The sequence below is a fragment of the Alicyclobacillus shizuokensis NBRC 103103 genome (genome assembly GCF_001552255.1).
GTDB lineage: Bacteria > Bacillota > Bacilli > Alicyclobacillales > Alicyclobacillaceae > Alicyclobacillus_G > Alicyclobacillus_G shizuokensis.
The window spans coordinates 1-23,834 of record NZ_BCQV01000045.1 but is presented as its reverse complement, the minus strand read 5'-3'; the positions used below and the strand labels follow the sequence as shown (position 1 = coordinate 23,834).

Sequence of the window (23,834 nt, the reverse complement as noted above, 5' to 3'; positions counted from 1 at the left end):
GGGCTGTATTCTCTTTAGCTGCTCAAAGCTTGAGTAACGAACTTCCCCCGGGAATTCGTTGGATTACGTGGGTGTTGCCACCCATTGCGCATCTCCTGTACGCTCTCTCAAACTGGAACACAACCAGCTCGATACGCTTAGCCTTAGTCTTCACATGGAGCATCATTTACGTACTGTTGCTATTCGCGGTTCAAATTCAGATTCTGCGAAAGAAATTGTTTGAATGAACTGGTGTGGATGGGATGCCAACCAAAGGTCCCCCTGTGCAAGGAAATCGATCTCAATACAGGAGACTCCCTATTCTTCCATGCGAACGTTCCCCATCGCTTTCTCAACCTGGGTGATACCGAGTGCAAGTACTTTCTGGTCATCGACTCCTATACAGCAGGTCCATCCTAGCCCCCCCAATCCCCCAACTCTCCATGGGCCTCGCTCAATACAAATCATCCACTGCCTGGCCGGATGGCGGCATGCGCTGCAAAACCGCCCCATCTAGGTTAGCGCCTACGGGGCGGTTACTTGCCTAACACGTGATCATGCTGTTGGGCAGCGACAATGCCCAAGGCGTTGGTGTCGAAATAGACGTCAATGCCAAGGTGCGGCGGCGATGTGGTCAGCGCGGTCCCTCGGGGCGGGGCAGGCTCACAGCTCGTCCCAATTCAGGTTGGCCGACTTGGTGTAACTGGTCACTTTCTGCTCGAAAAAGTCGGTCTTGGTGGAATTGATGGCCGCGTACTGGTCCACCCAGCGCATGGGGTGGTCCGTGACCTCGGGATAGAGCGGATCGAGCGCGAGAGACCTGAGACGCTGGTTGGCCAAATATTTGATGTAGCGGTCAATCAGGTCGTCGCTGAGGCCGGCGATCTCGCCTGCGGTCACATATTGACCCCAGGCGATTTCGTGTTCGACCGCCTGGGCCATCATCGCGCGCAGTTCGCGAATCAAGTCGTCCGTCACCAGCTGCGGGTTTTCCTGCCGAATCTCCTCGAAGATGTGGCGAAACAGGGCCAGGTGTGTCAATTCGTCGCGCTGAATGTACTTGATCTCGGACACGGTGCCGAGCATCTTGCCCTGGCGACCGAGGGCGAAAAAGAAACTGAACCCGGAGTAGAAATAGACGCCCTCGAGGATGAAGTTGGCCATCACCGTCTTGACCAGGTTCCGGTCGCTCGGATCGGCGATGAACTCCTCGTAGCGGTCGGTGATGAACTGGTTGCGACGCAGCAGGTGCTCGTCGTTTCGCCACTCGTTGTAGATTTGGTCCCGCACCTGGGCGGAGACGACCGAGTCCAGGATGTACCCGTACGACTGGGAGTGGACCGCCTCCTGGAAGGCGTGCACGGTCAGGCACAGGTTAACCTCGGGGGCGGTGATGTACTCGTTGATGTTGGGCAGGTTGTGCGTCTGGATGCTGTCCAGGAAGATGAGAAAGGACAGGATTTTGTTGAAGGCCCGCTGCTCCCCTGCCGTCAACTGGGGGTACTGGCGGGCATCGTCCGCCAGGGCAATCTCCTCGGGAATCCAGAAGTTGCTCATCATCGCCCGGTACATCCGGTACGCCCACTCGTACTTGATGTTGTTCAGCTCAATCAGGTTGGTGGTGTTGCCGCCGATGATGCGCCGCTTGCCCCAATCGCGATCCCCGGCTTCGTTGAACAGCTTGGTCCGCTCCAATTGCATGGTTGCGTGCTCCTTCCGCTTGTTGTGCGTCGTCGCTCACGCCGAGCAGGCGGCGCAATCCTCCACTTCGAGCGACTTGTTGCGCACGTAGTAGATGGTCTTCAGGCCCAATCGCCAGGCCTGCAGGTACAAATCGAGAAAGTCGCGGACATGGATGTCCGGCGTGATGTACAGGTTGAACGACTGGGATTGATCAATGTGGCGCTGGCGCACCGCGGCCGCCCGGATGCTCCACGTCTGGTCGATGGTGTGCGCCTCCTTGTAGTACCAGAACGTGCGCTCGTTCAGGTTGGGCGCGGTCTGCGGGACGACGCCGTTCTTCTTCTCCTCAAGGAAGAAGCGGGCAAAGACCGGATCAATCCCGGCGGTGCTGCCGGCAATCAGGCTGGTGCTGCTAGTCGGCGCGACGGCCAACAGGTAGCCGTTGCGCAGGCCGAAGCGGGCCACATCCTGGCGCAGGCCGTCCCAATCGGGGCCGCCTGGGCGCGTATGGTACCCGCGCAGGTCAAAATAGACGCCGGTCTCCCAGTCGGATCCGTCAAACAACGGGTACGCCCCCTTTTCCTGGGCGAGCCGCATCGACGTGCGGATCGCGAAGAAATTTATCCACTCGAACAGCTCGTCCACGGCCTGCAGGTGCTCCTCCGACTCCCACCGGATGCCCCGCTCCGCCAGGTACTGATGATAGCCGCTGATGCCGAGCCCGACGGCGCGGTAGCGCTGGTTGGTGATCTTCGCCTGCGGCACGGGGTACTCGTTCTGGTCGATCACGTTGTCGAGCATCCGCACCTGCCGTTCGACCACGCGCTCGATGTCCGCCAAGTCGCCGCAGCGCCCGAGGTTGAGCGAGGACAGGTTGCAAACGACGAAGTCCCCGGCCTGATAGCGGATGACGATGTCGCCCTCGTCGGTCGTCTCCTCCACCACCTGCATGGGGCTCATGTTCTGCACAATCTCGGTGCACAGGTTGCTGCAGTAGACCATGCCGGCGTGTTTGTTCGGATTCAGGCGGTTGGCGGTGTCGCGGAAGAACACAAACGGTGTGCCGGTCTCAAAGGCGGACTGGAGGATGCGGCGCATGACGTCAATCGCCGGCACCTCCACCCGGTCGAGGTGCGGATGGTCGATGCACGCCTGGTAGCGGCGCTCAAACTCCTCGCCCCAACTGTCCTCCAGCCGAAAGCCCATCACCTGCTCCACCTCATGCGGGCAGAACAGGTACCAAGCGTCGCGCCGCTCCACCCGGCGCATGAACTCGTCCGGCACGCAAACAGCGGGGAAGATGTCGTGCGCCTTCATGCGTTCGTCGCCGTTGTTGGTGCGCAGCTGCAGAAAGTCGAGGATGTCCTTGTGCCACACGTCCAAGTAGATGGCGGCGGCACCCTGGCGCATGCCCAACTGGTTGCAGCTGACCGCGGTGTTGTTGTAGTTCTTGATCCACGGGATGACGCCGCCGCTGGCCCCTTTGTGACCGCGGATGGCCGCGCCGCGGGAACGGATCTTGCCGACGTAGATGCCCATGCCGCCGCCGTGTTTGGACACGCGGGCAAACGCCTTGTCGGTCTCGTAGATGCTGACCAGGTCGTCCTGCGGCATGTCGATAAAACACGAGCTGAGCTGGTGGTACCGCTTGCGCGCATTGCTTAGCGTCGGGGTGGCGACCGTCATCTTCAAGCTCGACAGGACATCGTAGAACTCCTTCGCCCGCCGCACCTTGTCCGCCTCGCCCAGGGCCAGGTGCATGGCGACACCCATGAACAGCTCCTGCGGCATCTCCAGCAGTTCCCCGTCCAGGCCGCGAATCACATACCGGTCCAAGAGCTGCTTCAGTCCCACGTAGGTGAACAGGAGGTCCCGCTCAGGCTTGAGGTACGCCTCCAATTCCGCCAGCTGCGCCCTTGTGTATCCCTGCCGGATGTATTCTCCATAACGGCCGATTTGCTCCAGATAACCCATCAGGCCGGCGAAGTTTTCGTACGCTTCCCCGGAGATACCGGCGCGCCTGCGATTCTCTCTCACCTGCCGCTGGCTCCGGTAGAGGAGCAGGCGGGCGGCCACATACTGCCAATCCGGGGCATCGACCGACGTCTGCTCGACCGCAGTCTGGATGGCCAGAGCCATCCAGGCGTCGACGGAAGCCTGCGCGGGCGCCTGCGTTCGGATGAGCGGCCACAAGGTCTCCGGCTGGCAGGCAGGAAACGCGTCACAGGCCGCTTGAACCAAGGTGGTCACTTCGTCCGGAATCCCTTCCGTCCCGGCGTCGATGGTGGCAGGACGCGGCAGTGTCGTGTGTTGCGGCATCTGAATCCTCTCTCCCTCAGTGTCGTGTGGATTTTTCGATCCCGCCCGCAGACGGCGCCCCGGCGCCAAAACCCCCGCCCAGCTATGTAAAAAACCCCATCTCCGGATGGAGAATGGGGTTGAGTTGGCGACACGCGACCTGGTTTTGCTGGATATGGTCCATTCAGGAATCACTAGCCGTCCCCAGGCCACCCTAAGCCCACCGCTGCGACCAACGGCCGCAGGCCGGACGACCTGCAGGATACGACCGGATGCCAGCAAGGTGTACAGGTCAGATGTGGTGTCAGCCCTCTCCCATCCTCGTGAGAGATCCACTGGGCACGAGCTCTGGCAGGTCTTCGGACTTGGGCTTCATGCGCCAAGACCCGCCTTCCCCGGCTTGCGCCGAGTGGCTTGAGCGTCTAACTGCTCCGCTTGGGTCTTGGCCTCCACCTCACCGCGGCGGGACCGTTCCGGACTTGCACCGGATTCCCTTTTCAGCCCAACTGGGCACCAGAAGCTCGGTATTTCGTTTGTAGCGTGAGTATATCACTATATATGGTGCCGAGCAAGGGGGATTCAGGTATGGAAACACTACATCCAGACAGAGGGACGGCTGGATGCACAGAAGCGACCGTCCGTCCCCGTCGTTTCCTCGCGGGTCTCAGGCAGGCGTCAATCGGATTTCGCGCGCGCTTTCCTTGTCCAACACGAAGGTCACGTCCCGGTGCAGCTGCAGGATGCTCGCCGGTACGTCGGTACGCACCTCGCCATGGATGGCGCGGGCCACGATATGCGCCTTCTCGGGGCCAAACGCGAGCAGGACGATTTGGCGTGCCTGCAGGATGGCCTGCACGCCCATGGTGATGGCCTGACGCGGCACTTCGGATTCGTCCTTGAAGAAGCGGGCGTTGCTGCGGATGGTCTGTTCGCTGAGTTGGACAACGTGTGTGCGCGAGACCAACAGGTCGTCCGGTTCATTGAAGCCGATGTGACCGTTGACGCCGATACCGAGAATCTGCAGATCAATGGGGTACTGGCGAAGCAAGGCGTCGTACGCCTCGCACTCGGCGTCCAGGTTGTCGGCGTTGCCATTGGGGATGTGAATCTGGCTCTCCGGCACCCGGATGTGGGCAAACAGGTGCCTGTACATGAAATCGTGGTAGCTCTGCGGATGGTCCGCAGGCAGCCCTATGTATTCGTCCAGGTTGATGGTGACCACATGCTGCAAATCCAGTCCGCATCGATGCAGGCGAATGAGTTCCCGGTACAAAGGGATGACGGTGCTGCCGGTGGCCAGGCCGAGCACCGGCCGGGCCGTGTCCAGAACCACCCGCTCGATGAGCGAAGCCGCGTACAAGCCGGCCTGGTCCGGTGTGTCAAAGACGCGGATTTTCATCTCTCCCACTCCTCCGTCCATCTGTCTACCATACGTCTCTTTTGCCTTTGGATATGCCCCTTCTACGTTTCCAGGGACCGCACGGCCGCGACGATCTTCGCGTAATTCGGGTGCAGCCCGTCATACACGTGGACAACCTTGCCGTCAGGGCCCACCAGGTAAAACTCGGTGGAGTGAGTGTACTGGTTGCTCTTGGGGATGCTCTCAATCACCGCCTTGAATCCGTCGCGGGCGAAACGGGTGATGCTCCGGCTTGAATAACCGGTCAGAAAGTGCCAATTCGTCAGATCCGCCTGATACTTCGCCGCATAGGTGCGCAGGCGCTGGGGCGTGTCATGGGACGGATCGACCGTGAAGGACACAAGCTGCGCGTCGACACCCGCCTGCCTGAGACGCCGCTGCAGCTTCGCCATGTGGGCGGTGGTCAAGGGACAGACGCTCGTGCAATTCGTAAACATGAAATCGGCCATCCACACCTTCCCGCGCAGGTCGGACAGGCTGAAGGGCTGGCCCTGTTCATCCGTATCGCGGAAATAGGGCACCTGCCAATTCAGGTTGACCTGGCTGGAGTCCGATTTGCCCGCCTGCATGGAGGTGGCGCCTTGGGCAGACCCGCACCCCACCGCCGCCAAGCCAGAGCACAACAGGACGGCCGTCCACGCCCGCATGCGGCGGCGCCACGGCTGTTGTCCATACCGACTGACCACACCCGACACCTCCCAGGGACCCGGTTCTACGATGGTGGCGCATGTGCGTGCTTGCTATCGTCCCCAATGGTTGATCTCACCGTCAATATACTATAAGAGACATGCGAAAATTAAGCCATGCCTGTTTTCAGATTCCGGCCCACGTTTGGGCATGATTTCGCTGTACCTTGACTGAATCCCAGTCTAAATTGGTTAATCGTCCAAAAAGAATCTGGGACTCATACAGGATGAGAAAATTCTTGGCTTGCCTAACGTAACAATGTTATGTTACACTGATGCGCGGAGCGGTGCTTCGTGGATGCGGGTCAGTATGGTCATGCGGACAAAGACCTGATTTCGAAGAAAGAACGGCTGGAACAGACCGGATCTCGTACGAACAGCTGTACCGCTGGAAGTGAAAAAACCGATTCCGAAGGAGTGGTTCATTCGCCGCTCTACCTTCACGGGACAGAAGGCGTTCTTTCCCCGCCAGCAGATTCTGGCGCGCATCGAGAAGATCCAGTCGATGAAGGACGACCTGTCGCTCGACGAGATGGCGGCGATGTTTTCACCCAATCCGGCACGGTTGAGCCTGCCTCCCCAAGAGTTGCTGAAACGAAACATTGTTACGAAGGCAGCCTCGCCAAGGCCATGCACGTGTTTGGCACGCTGAGCGCGAGCGCTGATGTGCACGGCGGCGACGGTGCGGGTGTTGGGCCTGATGGAGGTGCATGGGGATCTGGCGGCGGACACCCTGAACATTCGCGGCGCGGTGACGGTGGACGGAGGCAGCGCGAAACCAAACCCTGTTCATATTCAGTTCATAAATGTGGGTTATTGTTCCCGTATGTTCAGCCTACAGGAGGAGTTGCGATGAACAGCGTACACACAAGAGAACCGGCGGCGGGCGGCCGCGATTGGGCCGTCGAAGCGCGCGGGCTCGTGAAAACCTTTGGCGACAATCGGGCGGTTGACGGTGTTGACCTGAACGTGCGGGCCGGTACCATCTATGGTGTGCTGGGCCCGAACGGGGCAGGCAAGACCACCACCATTCGCATGCTGGCGACCTTGTTGCGGCCGGATGCAGGTTCGGCGCGCATCTTCGGGCACGACGTGGTGAAGGAGTCGCATATTGTCCGTCAATTGATAGGCGTAACAGGTCAGTACGCGTCGGTCGACGAGACGCTGAGCGCCTGGGAGAACCTCATCATCTTCTCCCGCTTGCTCGGGCTGGGGCGCCAAGAGGCGCGGCGCAAGGCGTCCGAGTTATTGGAGGAATTCGGATTGGCGGAGGCCGCCAAACGCCCGTTGAAGAATTTTTCCGGCGGCATGCGGCGACGGCTGGACCTGGCGGCCAGCCTCATCGCGCAGCCACCGCTCATCTTTTTGGACGAGCCAACGACCGGGTTGGACCCGCGCACCCGAGCGCAGATGTGGGACACCATCCGTCGCTTGGTACAGACGGGATCGACCGTGCTGCTGACGACACAGTATCTCGATGAGGCCGACCAACTGGCTGACCGCATCGCGGTCATCGACCATGGCCGGGTCATCGCCGAAGGCACCGTGGATGAGTTGAAGGCTTCGGTCGGAAGCTCCTCCCTGCAACTGCGGATTCAGAATCCAGGGGACATCGAAGTGGCTCGGCAAGCCGTGGAACGGGTGCTCAAGGTGCAGTCCATCGTCTCGCCGGAGGCCGGGAAAATCACGGCGCCGATGGCCAACGCCGATCTCGTTGCCGACCTGCTCATCACGCTGCGCGAAGCGGGAATCCGCCTGACCGAGATGAGTGTGCAAAAACCAACCCTTGACGAAGTCTTTCTGACCATCACCGGACACGGGGTGGAAGAAGACGCGTCCGACGAGGCCAAGCAAGAGGAGGCGATGTGAACATGAGTAGTCTGCCCATCACACCCGTATCCGAGCTGCAACTGAAAAACCACGCGAGCCTGCGCCAATCGGTGCGCAACTCGTTCACGATGGCGTATCGGGGTCTGCTGAAAATCCGGCGCACACCGGAGCAATTGTTCGACGTCACGTTCCAGCCCATTATCTTCACCCTGATGTTTACCTACATCTTCGGTGGCGCCATCTCCGGGAACGTGCACAGCTATCTGCCTCTCATCATCCCCGGCATCCTGGTGCAGACGGTCATCACGACCTCCATCGTGACCGGCGTTCAGTTGCGGGAGGATATGGACAAGGGAGTATTTGACCGATTCAAGTCGTTGCCCATCGCGCGGATTGCCCCATTGGCGGGTGCCCTGTTGGCCGACACCGTTCGGTACACCGTCGCGACCGTGCTCACCTTCGTGATGGGGTACATCATGGGCTATCGACCCCACGGAGGATTCGGCGACGTTGTCATCGCGGGGGTGCTGGTGATTGCGTGTTCCTGGGCGGTGAGCTGGATATTCGCCTTCTTCGGCGTGATTGCCCGTACGGCTTCCAGCGTGCAGGGCATCGCGATGCTGATCTTGTTTCCGCTCACCTTTGTTTCCAACGCGTATGTGCCGGTCAAGACCATGCCAGACTGGCTCCAGTGGGTCGCCAAATTCAATCCCATCTCGCACCTGATCTCGGCTGTCCGAGACCTGACAAACGCCGGAACCATCGGCGGCGATTTCGGCATTTCTCTCATCGGCGCCGCCATCATCGTGGCCATCTTCGCGCCGCTCACCGTCCGCGCGTACATGCGCCGGACCTAACCTTGGGAAGATGAATCGCTCAGGATTGGGATAAGGATGGCAAGCGCCTTGTGGAGCGCCAAAAACCAGATCCGTTGCAGCTTCTCGCAGCCACACCCGCGCATGGTGTGGAAGGGGATAGGAGAGTCTGAAGAGGCTCAGGATGCAGGCAGCCAGTCATGAATGAATGCACATAAGAACGATGACCGCGGCCGCAAACAACAGCCCGACCACCTGCAGCTGCCGATCCTGCAACAAGACCCTCTCGGGCTTTCCCCCTGCTCCCCGGCCAGCGTCAACTGCATGCAGCGAAACTGAAGAGCATCGCGTGTCGGAAACCATCCGCTTTTCAGGAATCCCCTGGCTCGGCAAGGCCAATCGTGCCCCGTACCTACTTCACCGTCACCCGCGTCGGTTCCATCACGTGCGTCCCGCGCGCGGTCACGTGGTACATCACCTGCCAAGGGCCGGCAGCAGGGAAATGAAAGACGGCCGAGTACACCCCGTCGCCGGTCCGCTTGGCGGTCAGGAAGTGGTGCTTGAATGCGGGCGCGCCTTGCTGCCAAAGCTCAAACTCGACCATATCCGCGTCATTGACCGGCTGCCCGTTCTGCGTCACGCGTACGGAGATGGTCACCGGTTGGCCGTGGCTGAGACCGTCCGGCCCGTCCAGATGCAGTTTGACCTTGGGCAACGATTGCATCTGCGAAATGTGCGCCTTGGCCTGCGCCTCGCTCACGTGGTTGATGGGTTGCCCGCAGCCGGCCGCCAGCCCAAGGGCGGCCGCGCCGACGACCGTCAGGACGGCCCGCAAATCGCCTCTCATGCCTGGTTATACCCCCCACTTCTCGCGCCGTATCAACCCGTTCACGTCGCTCGCCACCTCGTCCACATTCAGGTTGGCCGTGTTGTACGTCTTGCGAATGTTCCCATCTTCGTCTACGAGGACAGTCTTGATAGTGTGAGAGACGTAGACGCTGCCTGGAATCAGCTTCCGTTCCACCCCCCACGCTTTCAATATACGTTTTGTATGCTCGGGATCCGTCCGCACAAAGTACCAGCCGTGGTAGTCCGGGTCGAAGTGGCTGGACCAGATGCGAATGTCGTGCAGGGAATCGCTTTCAGGATCCAGGTCGATGGCCACGATGTCGACCTTGCTCGCAAACACGCCCTCGGCCTCCAGTTTCGTTTGGATTTGTTGCATACGATGGGCAGTCAGCGGACAGACATCGGGACAGTGGGTGTAAAACCAAGTCACAAGTCGGATCTTCCCATCCAAGGAAGAAAAGCGAACGTTGCGCCCATCGACGTTGGTCGCGGTAAAATCGGACGCCTGCCCCTCAATCGGCAAGGTGCCCCCGGCGGCCCGGACCATATAGACCAAGCCGCTGGCGATGGCCACCACCAACACGGTCACGACGCTGACAAACGCGAGGTTCCACCAACGGGTACGCCGCTTGCGCATTGGACAACGCTCCCTCCGCGTGTCCCTGGAATGACACGCGCCGTGTCGGGTCAGGGGTCAGTGCGGACGCCGCCGAATCAAGCCGACCACCGAAAGAAGCAGACTCACGACGCCGATGATAAGCGCAGCCAGCGAAACCGGCGCCAGCCAGGACGGGACCGTCGAGGTCTGCGCCGGAGTGGCGGACGCACCGGATGACGTCGATACCCGCTGCTCCCCGCCCGATCCGGTCGTCGTACTGGCAGACCCCGTCACCTGCTTGCGGATGGTGGTCAGCGAATGTGGGGTGTCGCTGCCCGGCTTGCCGGTCCACTCGACAATCGTTCCGTCCTTGTAGTACTGGTACGCGTTCCAGGCGATGCTGGTGTCATGGGACGGGTTTTGCGCGATGAACGGAAACTCCAGGAACTGCCCGGGTTGAATGCCCCCTCCCGTCGCGGTCCAAGTGGCTGTCGTGACCTCGCCGGAAGCGTTTTTCTGCGCGCTGAACTTCCATCCGGCGACCGGCTCGTACTGTTCGAATTCCACCCCAGATGGAATCTTCAGAACCACTTTGACGGTCGGATCGTTCCGTTCCGTGGGGACGCGCATCGTGTACTTCTCCCACGCCCCGGGAGTCGACGTCTGCGGCCACACGGTCACGTGCGCGCTGGCCACCCCCACCCACAGCACCATCACTGCGGCGCCGGAGAGCACGCCTGCCGCGGCCCTGCCCAGCCGCCGACGCGTCCGACTCCCCTGACCCTTGCTCCTCCAGTATGCCATCTTTCCGACCATTCGGTCATCCCCTCCTGACAAGTTTTCGCTGACTCCCCGTCTCAATCCGCGCTCTGACTGCCGACGACCATCTGCAACTCGGCGTTCTCATCCGTGAATTCCTGTGTCAAGACGTGCACACGGACCCGCCAGTGACCGGCCATCGACAACCAGGCGCCCCGGGCCGTGTAGCGTCCGGGATGGTGCTCCTGCAAGCGCACCGTCTCGTTTGGCATCGACATGTCGAGCATGGTGAACGTGACCGTCACCTGCTGGACATCGGTGTCGGGCTTGCCGTCGCGCGTCAACTGGACGACCAGGCGATTGACGCCGAGCACGTTGGGCGTAACCTGTACCCGTGCCTGCACGTCCTTGGCCAGAGCCAGCGTCTTGTCGACAGGCCCGGGCGCGGCCATGGCGGTCGGCAGATTGGCCAGGACGGCGGTGACGGCGAGAATACACACGCCAAGGCCCGCCTCCATCCAGAGGGTGGGCAAACGTCTTGGCAGGCGGTCCACTCCAGTCGGCGTCTTCGCTCCTGTGCTGCCGGCCGGTGCTTCGCCCGTCGTCTCGGCCGGTGCGCCGCCCACTTCGGCAGTTCGGCCTGCGGACAGGGTATGGCCGCGGCGAACCAGCCAAAAGTGCAGGGCGCCCAGGAGCGCCATGATGAACACCAGCACGACCTTGATGAGCAGCGTCCGCCCGTAGCTGGTGCGCCACAGCGCATACCAGGTCGGCACGTGCAGCAGCGCCGCGTACAACCCGGTGCCGGCGAGAACCACCAGACTGGCCCCCGCCCAGGGGCCGAAGCGCCGCAGCGCAGACACCCAGATCCGGCGATCGCCAGCGAATGCCAGCAGCAACAGCCCCACCACCCCACCGAGCCAAACCGAGGCGGCCAGCATGTGCGCCACGTCCGAGATGACCGGCCAGACCGGCGCGGTTTCGGCGCCGGCGTGGCCAGTGAGCGCCTGGCACAGCAGCACCGCCGCCGCCACGGTGCAAATGGAAATCTCAAGCAGGCCCAACCAAACGCGGGTAAGAACATACGTGTCCGCGGCCACCGTGGGCGCCTCGTCCACCTGCTCCCGGTCCCAGCGGGTCAGCGCCCGGTCCGCCAGCAGGGCGAAGCATGAGAGCGCCAGCAGCGCCAAGGTCAGGCCCAACTGCCAAGGCCAGATGTGGCCGAACTTGGTGGCCGACAACATGAGGCCAAGGAGACTGGGCGAAAACGCCTGCCCCCATCCGATGTCCGCATCCACCCGCGTCTGCAGCGGGAGACTGAGGCCCACGCCAACGAGCAGGGCGCACGATCCCGCCACGCGCAGCCAGCGCAGACGCCGGCGCGCCCGCTGCACGCCCGCCATCCCGGCCAACACGGCCGTGATCAGCAGGGTCGCACCGAGACTGACCGCGACCCCCAGGTAGCTCAGTCCGCGGATGACCACCATGTCCGGCCCTGGTACGTAGCCGCGCGTGGCCTGCGCCGGCGCGGTCTCTGCTTGTCCCCGTCCTGTAGCGGTGCCTCCCGGCGCAGACGCGGCACCGGCGATGCGAAACGGAATGTCGCCGCTGACCGGATGCCCGTCGGCCGAAATCACGCGCCATTCGACGGTGTACAAACCCGGCGAAAGATGAGGTTGCAGCGTGCACTCCAGCAGGTGGGGGTCCTTGGCGTCTATCCGGGCGTCGCGCTCGTCCACCCGCTGCCCGGTCTGGTTGACCACCCGCACCGCGTCGAACACCGCTTGAACCGACTCGTCAAACCAGATCTGCACCCGCCGCGGTTCCGTATGGACGACGGCGCCAGCGGCCGGATCGGCCCGTACGATGTAGGCGTGAGCGGAGGTGAACAGCGGTTGCACCCATACCAGCAGACCCGCCGCCAGCGCCACGACCAGGCCGCGCCAGCGCATGGGTGCCGGGAAGCCGCGCAGGAAGCGTTCGGTCAACGCTTGCATCCCATATCACCCCCATCCACGCGTTCTTGGAGATAACAGGAATAGCGAGTCCGACCTCAGCATAGCGCCCGGCTCAGTGCCGAGGAACCGGCTCCCTTGGCCTGTCTGTGACAATCTCGAGACATTCCTGGGCAAGGCCGCCTCCCCGGCCTCCTGCGACCGCTGCCTTCGGACCGCTGGGCTCTTATAATGAAAGACGGACAGATGGAATCGAGCACCCCTGCTTCCCCGTTGTCCGCCGAATGAAGGTCAACGGGGCGGCCAACGGACAGGAGGCGTGACTGTGCTCAGGTGGCGTGCATGGACAGCATGGGCAGCGGCGCTCACCGCCGCCTTCGCGCTGGCGGGCTGCCAGCCAATCCAGAAATCGTCCTCGGTGCCCACAACTTTCACCAACCGGCTGGCGGACGAGAAAACCACTCCCATTGCCAAGTTTGATGCCACCACCAAGGGCGCGTCGCTCTACGAGCGCGTCACCGTGTACGACGCATCGGGCCGCAAGGTCACCCTGGACGCGCACAAGCAGCCGCTGTTGTTTGAGGCCTACTGGTGCCCGCACTGCCAGCGCACCATCGTGCTGCTGCACCAGCACGCGTCCCAGCTGCGGAGATTCCCGGTGTTTGTCAGCGTCGGCTTCGCCAAAGGAACCACGCTGGCGCAGGCCAAACGCATCAACGGGCAGGAGATGCGAGCGTTTGGCATCCGGCACGCCAAAGTGTACTACCTGTTGGAAGGCGATCACGGCCAGTATTCGTTCCCCACTCTGGCCTTCGCGCGCGACGGACAGGTGGAACTGCTCAAGGGCGAGCACACCCTGCCGGTCTGGAAACAGGCGCTGGGCGCCACAAACGGGAACGGCTTGACCACCTAAGGCCGCCCCAAGCGCCCTTTCCGGCGTGGGGGTACCATGACCCTCAGCCCCCATACCAATTCCCCTAGACAAAGCATATGAGTTAGTTTATACTAACGAACGTGATGAGAATCACAGCCGAGACGGCTACGAGGCCCTTAAACTTGACCTCATAAGTCAACTTTTCCGCGGCTTGCTCGGCTGCAAAAAGGGGATGGAGGATCTCGTGCTCCGACGCATGATAGCCGCTACCGCGGTGTGCTTTGGGCTTGGTCTGCTGTCAGGTGGAGCGACCGCGTGGGCGGCGACCCAGGGGCAGACCGATGTCAAGGCGATGCAGGGGTACTTGAAGCAGGCGGTATCCCAGGCGCAAGCAGGACACCTGGACGCAGCCAAGCAGAGTTACGAGAAGTTCAACGACCGCTGGCTGCAGATGGAGACCCACGTACAGTCCGACTCCGGTCAGGCTTACACCGACATTGAGGCCAATATGGGCCAGGTGGAATACGCCTTCATGGAGGGACAGAAAGGCGCCGTCATACAAGCGCTGCAACAGCTGGAGAAGACGGATGCCAAATACATAGACGGCGGCTATGGAGACTCGGGAGGGTTTCAAAAGCAGGACATCACCCTGTCCGACTTTCTGTCGCTGCTCAAGACCACGCGTGCGGACATCGCCAGCCATCACCTGCAGCAGGCGCAGGCAGACACAGCGCAGGTGCGTCAGTCCTGGCTGAGTGTGGAGGGGTCTGTGGTCGCCCAGTCCTCGACCGTCTACAACGACTCGGAGCGCGACATGGTTGTGCTCGACGCGATGGTGCACAAAAATCCCCCCGACTACAAAGGGGCCGAGGCGCTGGCCGAGAAGATGATTGGCTACCTGTCTCCGCTGGCCCAAAACAGCGGCTACACCGCCTGGGACGCGGCGATGATTCCTATCCGGGAAGGTTTGGAGGCCTTGCTCGTGGTGGCAGCTCTGCTCGCCTTTGTCGGCAAGGCCGGCCAATCGGAGGCCGGGCTGGCCCGACGCGGGCGCGCCTGGATCTGGTCGGGCGTGGGCGGCGGGCTGGTGATGAGCGCCCTCCTGGCAGTGGCGGTCAAGCTGGTGTTCTCCTCCGGCGCCTTTGGCGACAACAACTTTCTCATCTCCGGTTGGAGCGGCGTGATTGCCGCGGCGATGCTGCTGTACGTCAGCTACTGGCTGCACGGCAAGTCGAACATCGCGGAATGGAACCGCTACATCCGGCGGCAAAGCCAGGCCGCCCTGTCCAATGGTCGCCTGATTTCCCTCGGCCTTCTCGCTTTTCTTGCCGTTTTTCGGGAAGGTACGGAAACCGTGCTGTTCATCGTCGGCGTGGCCAGCCAAATCCCGCTGCACAGCTTGGTCGTCGGCCTGCTTGGCGGATTGTTGGTGCTGGTGGTCATCGCCTGGCTGATGCTGTTCTTCGGGGTCAAGCTGCCGCTGCGCCCGTTCTTCTTGGTTTCCAGCCTTATTGTTTTTTACCTGTGCTTCAAGTTCACCGGCATGGGCTTGCACAGCCTGCAATTGGCTGGTTTCCTGCCGTCGGGCACCGACAGCCGGCTGCCCAGCATCGACGCGCTGGGAGTGTATCCGTCCTGGTTGAGCACGCTGCCGCAGTTGGCGCTGCTGGTGTTTGCCGCCGCTGTGCTGGTGGGGCGACGGATTCGGCAGAGGCAAACCGCCGAGCGGGCGGATGCGGCTCAGGCCTGATGCGGCCCCAATGAGGCCAGGTCGGGAGCGCAGCAGCCGCAGCCAGCGATGGCCGTGACCCAGAACTGCGTGACCCAGAACTGACCGAGATCCGAGATCGATAGACAAAGGAGGATACCTATTTCCATGAAACCGGCACCGATTCTCGCCGCTACCGTACTCATCTCCATACTCCCGCTGACCGCTTGCGGCAGCACCAATAACGGCAACACTTCCGGGGCGAGCGCCAGCAGTAACAGCAGCACCCTGCAGACACCGGCCAACCAGGTTTCGAAGCAGGACGTGAAAGACGGCATCGACAAGATGCTGAAACTCTCCCGGACCATCAAGTCGCAGCTCGCCAAACAAGACGCACAGGGCTTCAAGGAGAGCGCGGCGCAGGTGGAAGCAGCCTGGTACCGGTTTGAGAACCGCGTCCATGTCGACTACCCGCTGCAGTACAACGAGGTTGAGAAGTACTGGATGCCGCTGACCGCCGGGGCGAAATCGGATCACTTCGACGCCAAGGCGCTCAGCCAACTGAACGACGGCATGGCCAAGGCGTTGACCAAGTTGAAACAGACGGTGTCCGGCAGCAAGACATCGACAGGCGCGGACAGCGCGCAACTGCAACAAGCGGTGGACACATACCAGAAATACGTCGAACAGCAGGTGCAGCAATTGGTTGCGCACACAGAGCCGTTCGCCCAGGCGGTGGAGACCGGCGACCTGGATCAGGCCAAGGCGCTCTACCCCAAGGCCCGCGTGTACTACGAACGCATCGAACCGATTGCGGAAAGCTTTGGCGATCTCGATCCTCGCATCGACGCCCGCGAAAACGATGTGACGGGCGAGGCGAAGTGGACCGGGTTCCATGAGATTGAAAAGGCGATTTGGGTCAAGCACTCCTTGTCCGGACAGGCCGCTTACGCCCGGCAGCTGGTGGCCGACGAAAAGGACCTGCAGCAGAAGGTGAAGACGGTCAAGCTGACGCCGGTGCAGGTCATCGCCGGCGCGGTGGAGCTGCTCAACGAGGCGGCGACCACCAAGGTCACCGGCGAGGAGGAACGGTACTCGCACATCGACCTGGTCGATTTGAGCGCCAATGTGGACGGATCGAAAGAAGCATTCGAAGTGGTCAAGCCGACTCTGGAGAAACAGGATGCGGCGCTGGCGAAGACGATTGAGCAGCGATTCCAGCAGGCTGACGCGCTGATGGCTACCTACCGTCAGGGCGACGGCTACAAACCGTACAACGACCTGACCCAGGCGGACACGCGGCAGATCAGCGAGCGCATCAACGCCCTGGCGGAGCCGCTGTCGAAGGCGGCCAAGCTGCTCGGGTGAACGCTGGAGCTGCAGCCGCCGGGTACCGGTTGTGACTGGGGAACTTGGGCGACTGGGAGAGAGGACAGGATGAGCAAAACCAACCAAGATGAGCCGCGGATGGTGACGGATGGGCGAGTCCAGGACCCGGCCCAGCCGGCTGCCGGGGACCAGGCCGGCCAGGGCGAAGGGCGGAGCCTGTTTGAAAAACCGATGTCGCGGCGGGAGATGCTACGCGTGAGCTTGGGCGCGGGCGTAGGTCTGGCAGTCGGCGCCAGCGGCATGGGGGCGTTGCTGAAGGCGGTGGGCGGCGGGGCGGCGAGCTCTCCGGCTACGGCCGAAGCGGCGACGAGGCAGGCGGACAAGATCGCCTTCTACGGAGCGCACCAGGCGGGCATCGTGACCCCGCAACAGAGCCACATGGTACTGGCCGCCTTTGATCTGACGACGAAAAGCCGAAGCGACCTGCGCGACCTGCTGCGCGACTGGACGCGGGAGGCGGCGCGGATGACGAACGGCCAGGCGGTGGGCCAAAGCTCCAGCAACCCTTACCTGCCGCCGGACGATACGGGTGAAGCCGAAGGGCTGGGCCCGGCGCGTCTGACCGTCACCTTCGGCATGGGTCCGGGCCTGTTTGTGAAGGACGGCCAGGACGTGTTCGGTCTCGCCCACAAGCGCCCGCAGCTGCTGCAAGCCATTCCGCCGATGCCGCGGGACGCGCTGCAGGCTGAGCGCTGCGGCGGCGACCTGTGTGTGCAGGCCTGCGCGGACGATCCCCAGGTGGCGTTTCACGCGGTGCGCAACCTGCTCCGCCGCGCCCAGGGTGTGGCCGCCGTGCGCTGGCTGCAGTCGGGCTTTCTCGGCATCCCGAGAGATAAGCGCGGCCAGGCAGAGACGCCGCGCAACCTGATGGGCTTCAAAGACGGCACCGTCAACATCCGCCAGGGCGACACCGACTTGCAGCAAAAATTCCTCTGGGTGGGCCAGGGCGACCAGCCGGCCTGGATGCGAGGCGGTACCTACATGGCCGTGCGGCGCATCCGTATCTACATCGAAGTCTGGGATCACGAATCCCTGCGCGACCAGGAGGACACGTTCGGCCGCCACAAAGACACCGGCGCCCCGTACGGCGGCGCGGACGAGTTCTCGCCGGTGCGCGTCAGCCGCATGCCGGCCAACGCGCACGTGCGTCTTGCGCACGGCGACGGGCGGACGATGATGCTGCGGCGCGGGTACTCGTACAACGACGGCGTCGATACGCGCACCGGCCAGACCGACGCCGGGCTGGTGTTTATCGCTTTTGTGCGCAATCCACAGACCCAGTTCATCCCTGTGCTGCGCCGGCTGGCCGAGAACGACGCCCTCAACGAGTACATCCAGCACAACGGCAGCGCGCTGTTCGCCTGTCCGCCCGGCGCCCGGTCGAGCGCAGACTACGTCGGCCGCACCCTGCTGGAAGAGTGACAGTCCGGGAGAGGCCGCGAACGCGCCTGAAGCGTCAAGCCTGCGCGGCAAAAGGCACCCATGTCCCAGCTTCGGCGCTCTGCCAGGCGGCCTCAGTCAGTCTGGCCACCCTGTAGCCGCACTCGGCAGGCGCTGCCGCCGCAGGGACACGGCCCAACACCAGATCGACAAAGTCGGCGTCGGGGCTGCTCTCGGCCGGCAGTTGGTCCGCGTCCACGCGCGTGAGCGGCTGATTCAAGCCGGTGGAGACCAACAGCTCGCCGTTGCGGTAAAGCGCGCTGCCCTGCGTGCCGTGAATCGAGACGTCCTCCCACCACGCGATGTTGGCGCTGCCGACGATGCTGAAGACGGCCACCGCGCCGCCGGCAAACTGCACGGTCAGGGCGCTGTCGATGTCCACTTCGGTGCCGCGGTTGTCCACCCGGGCCAGCACCGCCTGCGGCTCGAGCCCGGTCAACCACAGCACCACATCCAACAGGTGCGATCCGGAGTCGTTCAGCTGCCCGCCGCAGGAAAGCGTCTTGTTCTGCCGCCAGGTGCCGCGCTGCGACTCGAGCCAGGATTGGGCTTGGTACGCGGAGACAAACCGGATCTCCCCCAGCGTCCCCTCGTCAATCAGCCGCTTCAGGTACAGATACGGGCCCTCGGTATGGCGCTGGTAGCTGACCGCGATGTGAAGCCGCCGCGCTTTCGCTTCGTCAATCAGCCGGCGGGCGTTCTCGCTCCCCGCGACGAACGGCTTTTCCATCAGGACATGCAGTCCGCTGTCCAGACAGGCCATACCCTGCTCGAAGTGTTGGCTGTGTGGCGTCACGATGACCGCCGCGTCCGCCCTCACCGACGCCAAGGCGTCGCGGAGGGAGGCAAACTGCGGCACGCCCGCGAGTCGGGGCGAGAGCGACTGCGCGCGTTGGAGCGCGGGAGGGGACGGATCGACCAGTGCGACAATCTCCGCGTCCGGCACGGCCAACAGGCTGCGGATGTGCGCCTGTCCCATGCCACCGACACCGACCACGAGAAACCGGACTTTCGCCATGCCCATCCATCCTTTCCATGTAGGTAAGCCGGGGGTTCCTCATCAAACAAAGCATCGGCGCAGGTGGGCGAAAGCGGTTTGAATCCCCAGCAGCTCTTGCTCCAGGCTGCCCCAGTAACCGGCGTCCTCCAGCTCGATGCACACACACCCCGGATAACCGATGCGCTGCAGTCGATAGGCGACGCGCCGCCAGTCCACCTCGCCGGCGCCGGGAATCGTATAGCGCCACGACCCTTCCGAAAAGCGAGGTGGCGGGTCCAGCCGCGCGGGCAAAGAGCCGTACAGGTACCGCTTCTCCGGCAGAAGTTCAGTGTCCTTGCCGTGGCAGTGGACGATTCTATCGGCAAACTCCTCAAGCACGCGCAGGTAGTCGATGCCCAGGCGAACGAGATGGGACGGATCAAAACAAAGACCGATGGCCGGAGAGGGGACGCGCGCAAACATGGCGCGCCACACCTCCGGCGTGTACCCGAGCGTCGAGTAGTGCGGGGCGGGGCCGGGCCAGCCCTCGATAGCGACGCGGACCTGCGCCTGTTCACAGGCCTGCGCGATGGGCGTGAAGCTGTCCGCGAAATACTCAAGAGACTCGGCAATGGGCTGCTCCAGGCGCTCCGGCACCAAACACGCAAACAATGCCCGGCATCCGGCAGCGGCTGCCCCCTGGATTTGCTGACAGACAGACTCGACCGCCTGCCGGCGGGTATTGGCGTCGGGACTCAGGAGCTTAGGCACCCCTTGCATGTCGACCGTGCCGATGGTCAGGTCGTGCCGCCGCGCGGCCGCCACGGCTTGGTCGTTCAGTTCCGGCAGATCGATTGCGGTCAATCCGAGACTCTTCAGCAGCCTCGCAGCTTCGTCGATGCCCTGGCGCATCAGCTGTGGCGGGATGCGCGCTCCAATCGGTATGGACATTTCTCTTTCCGCCTCGCTTCCCTAACAAATTGCGAAGAACTTTGGGCTGTAAACGCGTTCCCTCCGTTGTGCATGCGCTCTCCGGCGGCCAGACATGGACGCACCCTCATCGAGCGGCGCTGCATCAGCCCTTGGTGGCTCCGCTGAAATTGAAGCCAGCCGACATGTAGCGCTGGCCGAGGATGTACAACACCACCGCCGGAATGGTGTAGAGCATGGAAAAGGCGGCCAGTTGCCCATACGCGACAGATCCGTACTGGCCGAAGAACTGAAAGATGGTCACGGAGGCCGGCAGCTTCGCCGGGCTCTGGATAAGGATGAACGGGACGAAAAAGTTGCCCCAGCTGCCGGCGAAGGTGAAGATGCCAACCGTGAAGATGCCGGGCACCATCAGCGGAGCGACCACCCGGCGCAGGCTGGTCAGCGTCGAGGCTCCGTCCGTCCACGCGGCCTCCTCCAGTTCCAAGGGCACCGAATCCATAAAGTTTTTCATAATCCAAATCGCGTACGGCAGACCGGACGCCGCCAGAAACAGCATCGTCCACCAGAGCGAGTCGGTCATATGCAGGAAGACGAACAGCTCGTACACCGGCACCATCACAGCCGTGATCGGCAGCGTGGTGGAAAACAGGATGGTGTACATGAACGGCCGCTTGTACTTCAACTGGTAGCGGGACAGAGGATAAGCCGCCAACCCTGCCACCAACACGACAAGGATGGACTGCCCGAGCGACAGCAAGAGGCCGTTCAGAAACGCCCGCTGGTTGGCCGGTTGCTGGAGAATCTGCACGAAGTTCACCAGCGACCACGACCGCGGCCAAGTGATGGACAGGGTGGCATTGGGCTCGAACGACGCGAAGATCATCCAGAGCAGCGGGACGAGAAACACAATGCCGATGAGGGCGAGGACCCCATAGGCGAGCACCTTGTCCAGGGTGAAGCGACTGACGCGCGGCATGCGGCCGCACCTCCTTACCCACAGCGTGATGCCGAAGCCACACGCCTTACAAATCGATTTTCAGCATGCGCATGTAGAGCAAGCTGGCGAGAATGCCGATGACCAGCAGGATCAACGAAATCGCCGTGCCGTAGCCGAGCTGGTAATCGGCAAACGCCTGTTGATACATGTAGATGGGCAGCGTCTCGGTTTTGTTCCCCGGTCCGCCGCCGGTCAGCGAGTAGATCAGGGTGAACAGCCCCAGCGTCTGCAGGGTGATGAGCACCATGTTGGTCGCAATCGAGCCCTTGATGACGGGCAGGGTGACCCGCGCCAGCCGCTGCAGGCGCCCAGCGCCGTCTATCTCCGCCGACTCGAGGATTTCTTTGGGCACGTCGCCCAGCGCCGCTTGGTACACCAGCATGGAAAACGCCGTGCCGTGCCAGATGTTGGCCACAACGACGGCGGTCATGGGAAACGTGTACAGCCACGCGACCGGCTTTTGATGCAGCCAACCGAGGACCGTGTTGAGAGTGCCTTGGTCGCTGAAAAAGGCGTAGAAGATGAACGCCACCACGATTTCCGGGGTCACCCAGCCAGCCAACACCAGCACCCCCACCACGCTGCGGAACACCCGGTGCCGCTCGTTCATGAGAATGGCCAAGAGCAGCCCCAGCACCTGTTGGCCGATGATGGCCGAAAAGACCAAGAACGTGATGGTGCGCAGGATGCTGACGCGGAAAGTAGGATCCGAAAACATCGCAGCGAAGTTGCGAAACCCGACAAACGTCACCGCCGAACTGGAGGTGCCGGTCAGAGACAGGTCGGTGAAGGCGAAGTAGAACGTCAGCACAATCGGCACAAAGAAGAACACCAGCAGCAGCACCCAGGACGGCAGCATGAACAATGCCGCCTTCCAACCGCTGCCCGCCCCGCGCGGCGAGACGCGCATGAGGCGCCCGCTGCGGACACTCGGCACTGAACTCGGATTGACCGCCATCTTGGCATCGCCCCCTCACTGGCCGAATCTGCCCCCTGCCTCGGACGCCTTGACGGTCGGTCACAGGCGCCCGTGCAGGAGGCTTGGCGCTACTTGCTTTCGGTATGGCTCTGGCCGACGATGCGGGCCACGTTGGCCGCGTACTGCTGCATGGCCGCTTCCGGCGTGGCCGATCCGGTCGCCACCGATTCGACAGCGGTCTGAATCTGGGTGGACACGCTCGGGTACTGCGAGTTGGCCGGACGGAAGTGGGTGAACTTCTCAAACGACGTGGCCACCTTGAAGAACTGCCCAGGGGCGTTCTGGTACTTCGAGTCTGCCGCAATGTCCTCGCGCGGCGACAGGTTCCCCTGGTGTACGTCGTACCACTCCATGTTCTCCTTGTTGGCCGCCACCTTGATGAACTCCCAGGCCAAATCCTTGTGGGACGACTTTTTCGCAATCGACAGCGCCCAACCACCGGACATCGAGGTGTATCCCGGCGCCTGGCCGTGTTCGGTCGGCATCGCGGTCAACTGGTACGCCTTGGTGCCGTTGGGCCACGGCGACGGCCCCGACTTGAGCCAGTTCCCCGGCAGCCAGTTGCCGTCCAGAGCGATGCCGATTTTCTCCTGCGGCATCAGGTCCTGCGACTCCGTGTTGCCCGCCTGCGCATTTAGGATTTGCGACAGGCTCGGTCCTAGGTTCTGCGAGTACACATCCTGAATAAACTTCAGGGAATCGAGAAAGCCCGGACTCTTGACAATCCACTTGTTCGTCTTGGCGTCGTACAGCGTGTCCCCAGTGCCGTAGAGCAGCATCTCAAAGGTCTGCATCGTGGTGGCCTCGCCGGTGGCCTTGCCGACCTGCATCCACAGCGGCACCACCCCCGGCACCTTGGCCTTGATGGCCTTGGCCGCCGTCAGGATGTCGTTCCAATTCTTTGGGTGCCAGGGGACCGGCAGTCCCGCCTTCTTGAAGATGTTGACGTCGTAATACAGGCCGCGCGTGTCGGTGCTGAACGGCACTCCGTAGACCGTCCCGTCGTTGGAGGTCGATCCGGACTTCATCGCGCTGCTGAACTTGGACCAGTCACTCCACTGGCTGACATAATCGTTGAGGGACTGCAAGTAGCCGGCCGATCCGTCCGCGTTGATGAGGAATGTATCTTCGGTCACCACATCCGGCGCCGTGCTGGCGGATTTCATCATCAGGTCAATCTTGGTGTAGAAGTCGTTTTCCGAGGCCTGTATCGGCTCCAGTTTCACCTTGGCGCCGGGGTGCTGCTTTTCAAACTGTTGCGCCGCCTTTTGCAGCCACTCGGCGTTGTAATACGGCGGCTTGCCGAACTGTTGATAGGCCACTGTGATGGTCTGCTGTCCCTGATTTCCATTCCCGGAGGCGGACGCGTTTTCACTGTTCTTGCCCCCGCCCGATGCGGACGTCCCACACCCCGCCAGCACAACGCCCGACAACGCCAGCGTCGATACGACGCTCCAGACACCTCTCGTCTTTTTCATACACGACTCCCCCTTAGGCCGTTCTCCCCATCGACATCCCTCGCGAGGTTGCGACAGCGCTCTGAACCCTCCGTCTCGACCCCCGTCACATCCCGCCGCTCTTTCCAGTAAGCGTTTACATAAAAGTGTGAAAGACCCCCTTGCTCTCATGTTTTGTGATGGCCACCTCATTTGGTTCTATATTA

21 protein-coding genes, 1 pseudogene and 1 riboswitch are annotated in these 23,834 nt (G+C 62.3%); of the genes and pseudogenes, 9 read left to right on the top strand and 13 right to left on the bottom strand.

Features of this window, described 5'->3' with window-relative positions; genetic code table 11:
- Window positions 1-237: 237 nt before the first annotated feature.
- Window positions 238-399: a cupin domain-containing protein gene (locus ASH01S_RS18585; protein ID WP_157067163.1), complete on the top strand. Its 162-nt coding sequence runs from the start codon at window positions 238-240 to the stop codon at window positions 397-399.
- A 243-nt stretch (window positions 400-642) separates the two neighbouring features.
- On the opposite strand, the gene ASH01S_RS14970 is transcribed toward ASH01S_RS18585, so the two are convergent.
- The 4 genes from ASH01S_RS14970 to ASH01S_RS14955 form a co-directional block, all read right to left on the bottom strand.
- Window positions 643-1,680: a ribonucleotide-diphosphate reductase subunit beta gene (locus tag ASH01S_RS14970; protein WP_067929252.1), complete on the bottom strand. Its 1,038-nt coding sequence runs from the start codon at window positions 1,678-1,680 to the stop codon at window positions 643-645.
- 36 nt (window positions 1,681-1,716) lie between these two features.
- Window positions 1,717-3,981: a ribonucleoside-diphosphate reductase subunit alpha gene (locus ASH01S_RS14965; protein ID WP_083517227.1), complete on the bottom strand. Its 2,265-nt coding sequence runs from the start codon at window positions 3,979-3,981 to the stop codon at window positions 1,717-1,719.
- A 312-nt stretch (window positions 3,982-4,293) separates the two neighbouring features.
- Window positions 4,294-4,493, bottom strand: a riboswitch (cobalamin riboswitch).
- Window positions 4,494-4,624: 131 nt separating this feature from the next.
- Complete coding sequence (gene nagB / locus ASH01S_RS14960) at window positions 4,625-5,359, bottom strand: glucosamine-6-phosphate deaminase (RefSeq protein ID WP_067929251.1); 735 nt, start codon at window positions 5,357-5,359, stop codon at window positions 4,625-4,627.
- A 62-nt stretch (window positions 5,360-5,421) separates the two neighbouring features.
- On the bottom strand, window positions 5,422-6,066 hold the full coding sequence (locus ASH01S_RS14955; protein WP_067929250.1) for an SCO family protein: 645 nt from the start codon (window positions 6,064-6,066) through the stop codon (window positions 5,422-5,424).
- A gap of 294 nt (window positions 6,067-6,360) precedes the next feature.
- On the opposite strand from ASH01S_RS14955, the pseudogene ASH01S_RS14950 reads away from it, so the two are divergent.
- The 4 genes and pseudogenes from ASH01S_RS14950 to ASH01S_RS14935 form a co-directional block, all read left to right on the top strand.
- Window positions 6,361-6,676, top strand: a pseudogene (locus tag ASH01S_RS14950) (DUF4004 family protein); the annotation flags it as partial.
- 54 nt (window positions 6,677-6,730) lie between these two features.
- Window positions 6,731-6,922 (top strand): hypothetical protein, encoded by a 192-nt coding sequence (locus ASH01S_RS14945; RefSeq protein ID WP_067929249.1) that lies wholly within the window; start codon window positions 6,731-6,733, stop codon window positions 6,920-6,922.
- Window positions 6,919-7,935: an ATP-binding cassette domain-containing protein gene (locus ASH01S_RS14940; RefSeq protein WP_067929248.1), complete on the top strand. Its 1,017-nt coding sequence runs from the start codon at window positions 6,919-6,921 to the stop codon at window positions 7,933-7,935. Before ASH01S_RS14945 ends, ASH01S_RS14940 begins: the two co-directional genes overlap by 4 nt.
- Before the next feature lie 2 nt (window positions 7,936-7,937).
- On the top strand, window positions 7,938-8,753 hold the full coding sequence (locus ASH01S_RS14935; protein WP_067929247.1) for an ABC transporter permease: 816 nt from the start codon (window positions 7,938-7,940) through the stop codon (window positions 8,751-8,753).
- 370 nt (window positions 8,754-9,123) lie between these two features.
- On the opposite strand, the gene ASH01S_RS14930 is transcribed toward ASH01S_RS14935, so the two are convergent.
- Genes ASH01S_RS14930 through ASH01S_RS14915 form a run of 4 tightly spaced genes read right to left on the bottom strand, consistent with a single transcriptional unit; the run spans window position 9,124 to window position 12,914 of the window.
- On the bottom strand, window positions 9,124-9,558 hold the full coding sequence (locus tag ASH01S_RS14930) for a FixH family protein (RefSeq protein WP_067929246.1): 435 nt from the start codon (window positions 9,556-9,558) through the stop codon (window positions 9,124-9,126).
- 6 nt (window positions 9,559-9,564) lie between these two features.
- Window positions 9,565-10,197, bottom strand: coding sequence for an SCO family protein (locus ASH01S_RS14925; RefSeq protein ID WP_067929245.1), 633 nt, complete (start codon window positions 10,195-10,197; stop codon window positions 9,565-9,567).
- 57 nt (window positions 10,198-10,254) lie between these two features.
- A complete protein-coding gene (locus tag ASH01S_RS14920) occupies window positions 10,255-10,974 on the bottom strand; it encodes a YcnI family copper-binding membrane protein (RefSeq protein ID WP_245629103.1) in 720 nt (239 codons plus the stop codon).
- 41 nt (window positions 10,975-11,015) lie between these two features.
- A complete protein-coding gene (locus ASH01S_RS14915) occupies window positions 11,016-12,914 on the bottom strand; it encodes a copper resistance CopC/CopD family protein (RefSeq protein ID WP_067929244.1) in 1,899 nt (632 codons plus the stop codon).
- 283 nt (window positions 12,915-13,197) lie between these two features.
- Between ASH01S_RS14915 and ASH01S_RS14910 the strand changes: the two genes are divergently transcribed.
- The 4 genes from ASH01S_RS14910 (at window position 13,198) to efeB (ending at window position 18,265) form a co-directional block, all read left to right on the top strand.
- Window positions 13,198-13,785, top strand: a complete 588-nt coding sequence (locus ASH01S_RS14910; RefSeq protein WP_067929243.1) for a TlpA family protein disulfide reductase — start codon at window positions 13,198-13,200, stop codon at window positions 13,783-13,785.
- 205 nt (window positions 13,786-13,990) lie between these two features.
- Window positions 13,991-15,496, top strand: a complete 1,506-nt coding sequence (locus ASH01S_RS14905) for an FTR1 family iron permease (protein ID WP_245629102.1) — start codon at window positions 13,991-13,993, stop codon at window positions 15,494-15,496.
- Between the two features lie 126 nt (window positions 15,497-15,622).
- Window positions 15,623-16,822, top strand: coding sequence for an iron uptake system protein EfeO (gene efeO, locus ASH01S_RS14900; protein ID WP_067929241.1), 1,200 nt, complete (start codon window positions 15,623-15,625; stop codon window positions 16,820-16,822).
- Window positions 16,823-16,891: 69 nt separating this feature from the next.
- Complete coding sequence (gene efeB / locus ASH01S_RS14895) at window positions 16,892-18,265, top strand: iron uptake transporter deferrochelatase/peroxidase subunit (protein WP_083517226.1); 1,374 nt, start codon at window positions 16,892-16,894, stop codon at window positions 18,263-18,265.
- Window positions 18,266-18,299: 34 nt separating this feature from the next.
- On the opposite strand, the gene ASH01S_RS14890 is transcribed toward efeB, so the two are convergent.
- From ASH01S_RS14890 to ASH01S_RS14870, 5 genes are all read right to left on the bottom strand, one after another.
- Window positions 18,300-19,301, bottom strand: coding sequence for a Gfo/Idh/MocA family protein (locus ASH01S_RS14890; RefSeq protein ID WP_245629101.1), 1,002 nt, complete (start codon window positions 19,299-19,301; stop codon window positions 18,300-18,302).
- 42 nt (window positions 19,302-19,343) lie between these two features.
- Window positions 19,344-20,213 (bottom strand): sugar phosphate isomerase/epimerase family protein, encoded by an 870-nt coding sequence (locus tag ASH01S_RS14885; RefSeq protein ID WP_067929239.1) that lies wholly within the window; start codon window positions 20,211-20,213, stop codon window positions 19,344-19,346.
- A 124-nt stretch (window positions 20,214-20,337) separates the two neighbouring features.
- Window positions 20,338-21,171 carry a carbohydrate ABC transporter permease gene (locus ASH01S_RS14880; protein WP_067929238.1) on the bottom strand — a complete coding sequence of 278 codons (834 nt, stop codon included), beginning with the start codon at window positions 21,169-21,171 and terminating at the stop codon, window positions 20,338-20,340.
- Window positions 21,172-21,217: 46 nt separating this feature from the next.
- The gene (locus tag ASH01S_RS14875) at window positions 21,218-22,051 is read right to left on the bottom strand and encodes a carbohydrate ABC transporter permease (protein WP_083517228.1); all 834 of its coding nucleotides are present in this window, start codon (window positions 22,049-22,051) and stop codon (window positions 21,218-21,220) included.
- A 188-nt stretch (window positions 22,052-22,239) separates the two neighbouring features.
- Window positions 22,240-23,649 (bottom strand): extracellular solute-binding protein, encoded by a 1,410-nt coding sequence (locus tag ASH01S_RS14870; RefSeq protein WP_067929237.1) that lies wholly within the window; start codon window positions 23,647-23,649, stop codon window positions 22,240-22,242.
- Between the last annotated feature and the right edge of the window lie 185 nt (window positions 23,650-23,834).

What these genes read in the sequence shown, in the direction of transcription:
- ASH01S_RS18585 (WP_157067163.1), top strand. Translation starts at nt 238, where the DNA reads ATGGGATGCCAACCAAAGGTCCCCCTGTGCAAGGAAATCGATCTCAAT.
- ASH01S_RS14890 (WP_245629101.1), bottom strand. Translation starts at nt 19,301, where the DNA reads ATGGCGAAAGTCCGGTTTCTCGTGGTCGGTGTCGGTGGCATGGGACAG.
- ASH01S_RS14885 (WP_067929239.1), bottom strand. Translation starts at nt 20,213, where the DNA reads ATGTCCATACCGATTGGAGCGCGCATCCCGCCACAGCTGATGCGCCAG.
- ASH01S_RS14920 (WP_245629103.1), bottom strand. Translation starts at nt 10,974, where the DNA reads ATGGTCGGAAAGATGGCATACTGGAGGAGCAAGGGTCAGGGGAGTCGG.
- ASH01S_RS14945 (WP_067929249.1), top strand. Translation starts at nt 6,731, where the DNA reads ATGTGCACGGCGGCGACGGTGCGGGTGTTGGGCCTGATGGAGGTGCAT.
- ASH01S_RS14940 (WP_067929248.1), top strand. Translation starts at nt 6,919, where the DNA reads ATGAACAGCGTACACACAAGAGAACCGGCGGCGGGCGGCCGCGATTGG.
- ASH01S_RS14965 (WP_083517227.1), bottom strand. Translation starts at nt 3,981, where the DNA reads ATGCCGCAACACACGACACTGCCGCGTCCTGCCACCATCGACGCCGGG.
- ASH01S_RS14925 (WP_067929245.1), bottom strand. Translation starts at nt 10,197, where the DNA reads ATGCGCAAGCGGCGTACCCGTTGGTGGAACCTCGCGTTTGTCAGCGTC.
- ASH01S_RS14930 (WP_067929246.1), bottom strand. Translation starts at nt 9,558, where the DNA reads ATGAGAGGCGATTTGCGGGCCGTCCTGACGGTCGTCGGCGCGGCCGCC.
- ASH01S_RS14880 (WP_067929238.1), bottom strand. Translation starts at nt 21,171, where the DNA reads ATGCCGCGCGTCAGTCGCTTCACCCTGGACAAGGTGCTCGCCTATGGG.
- efeB (WP_083517226.1), top strand. Translation starts at nt 16,892, where the DNA reads ATGAGCAAAACCAACCAAGATGAGCCGCGGATGGTGACGGATGGGCGA.
- efeO (WP_067929241.1), top strand. Translation starts at nt 15,623, where the DNA reads ATGAAACCGGCACCGATTCTCGCCGCTACCGTACTCATCTCCATACTC.
- ASH01S_RS14970 (WP_067929252.1), bottom strand. Translation starts at nt 1,680, where the DNA reads ATGCAATTGGAGCGGACCAAGCTGTTCAACGAAGCCGGGGATCGCGAT.
- ASH01S_RS14935 (WP_067929247.1), top strand. Translation starts at nt 7,938, where the DNA reads ATGAGTAGTCTGCCCATCACACCCGTATCCGAGCTGCAACTGAAAAAC.
- ASH01S_RS14915 (WP_067929244.1), bottom strand. Translation starts at nt 12,914, where the DNA reads ATGCAAGCGTTGACCGAACGCTTCCTGCGCGGCTTCCCGGCACCCATG.
- ASH01S_RS14870 (WP_067929237.1), bottom strand. Translation starts at nt 23,649, where the DNA reads ATGAAAAAGACGAGAGGTGTCTGGAGCGTCGTATCGACGCTGGCGTTG.
- nagB (WP_067929251.1), bottom strand. Translation starts at nt 5,359, where the DNA reads ATGAAAATCCGCGTCTTTGACACACCGGACCAGGCCGGCTTGTACGCG.
- ASH01S_RS14875 (WP_083517228.1), bottom strand. Translation starts at nt 22,051, where the DNA reads ATGCTGCCGTCCTGGGTGCTGCTGCTGGTGTTCTTCTTTGTGCCGATT.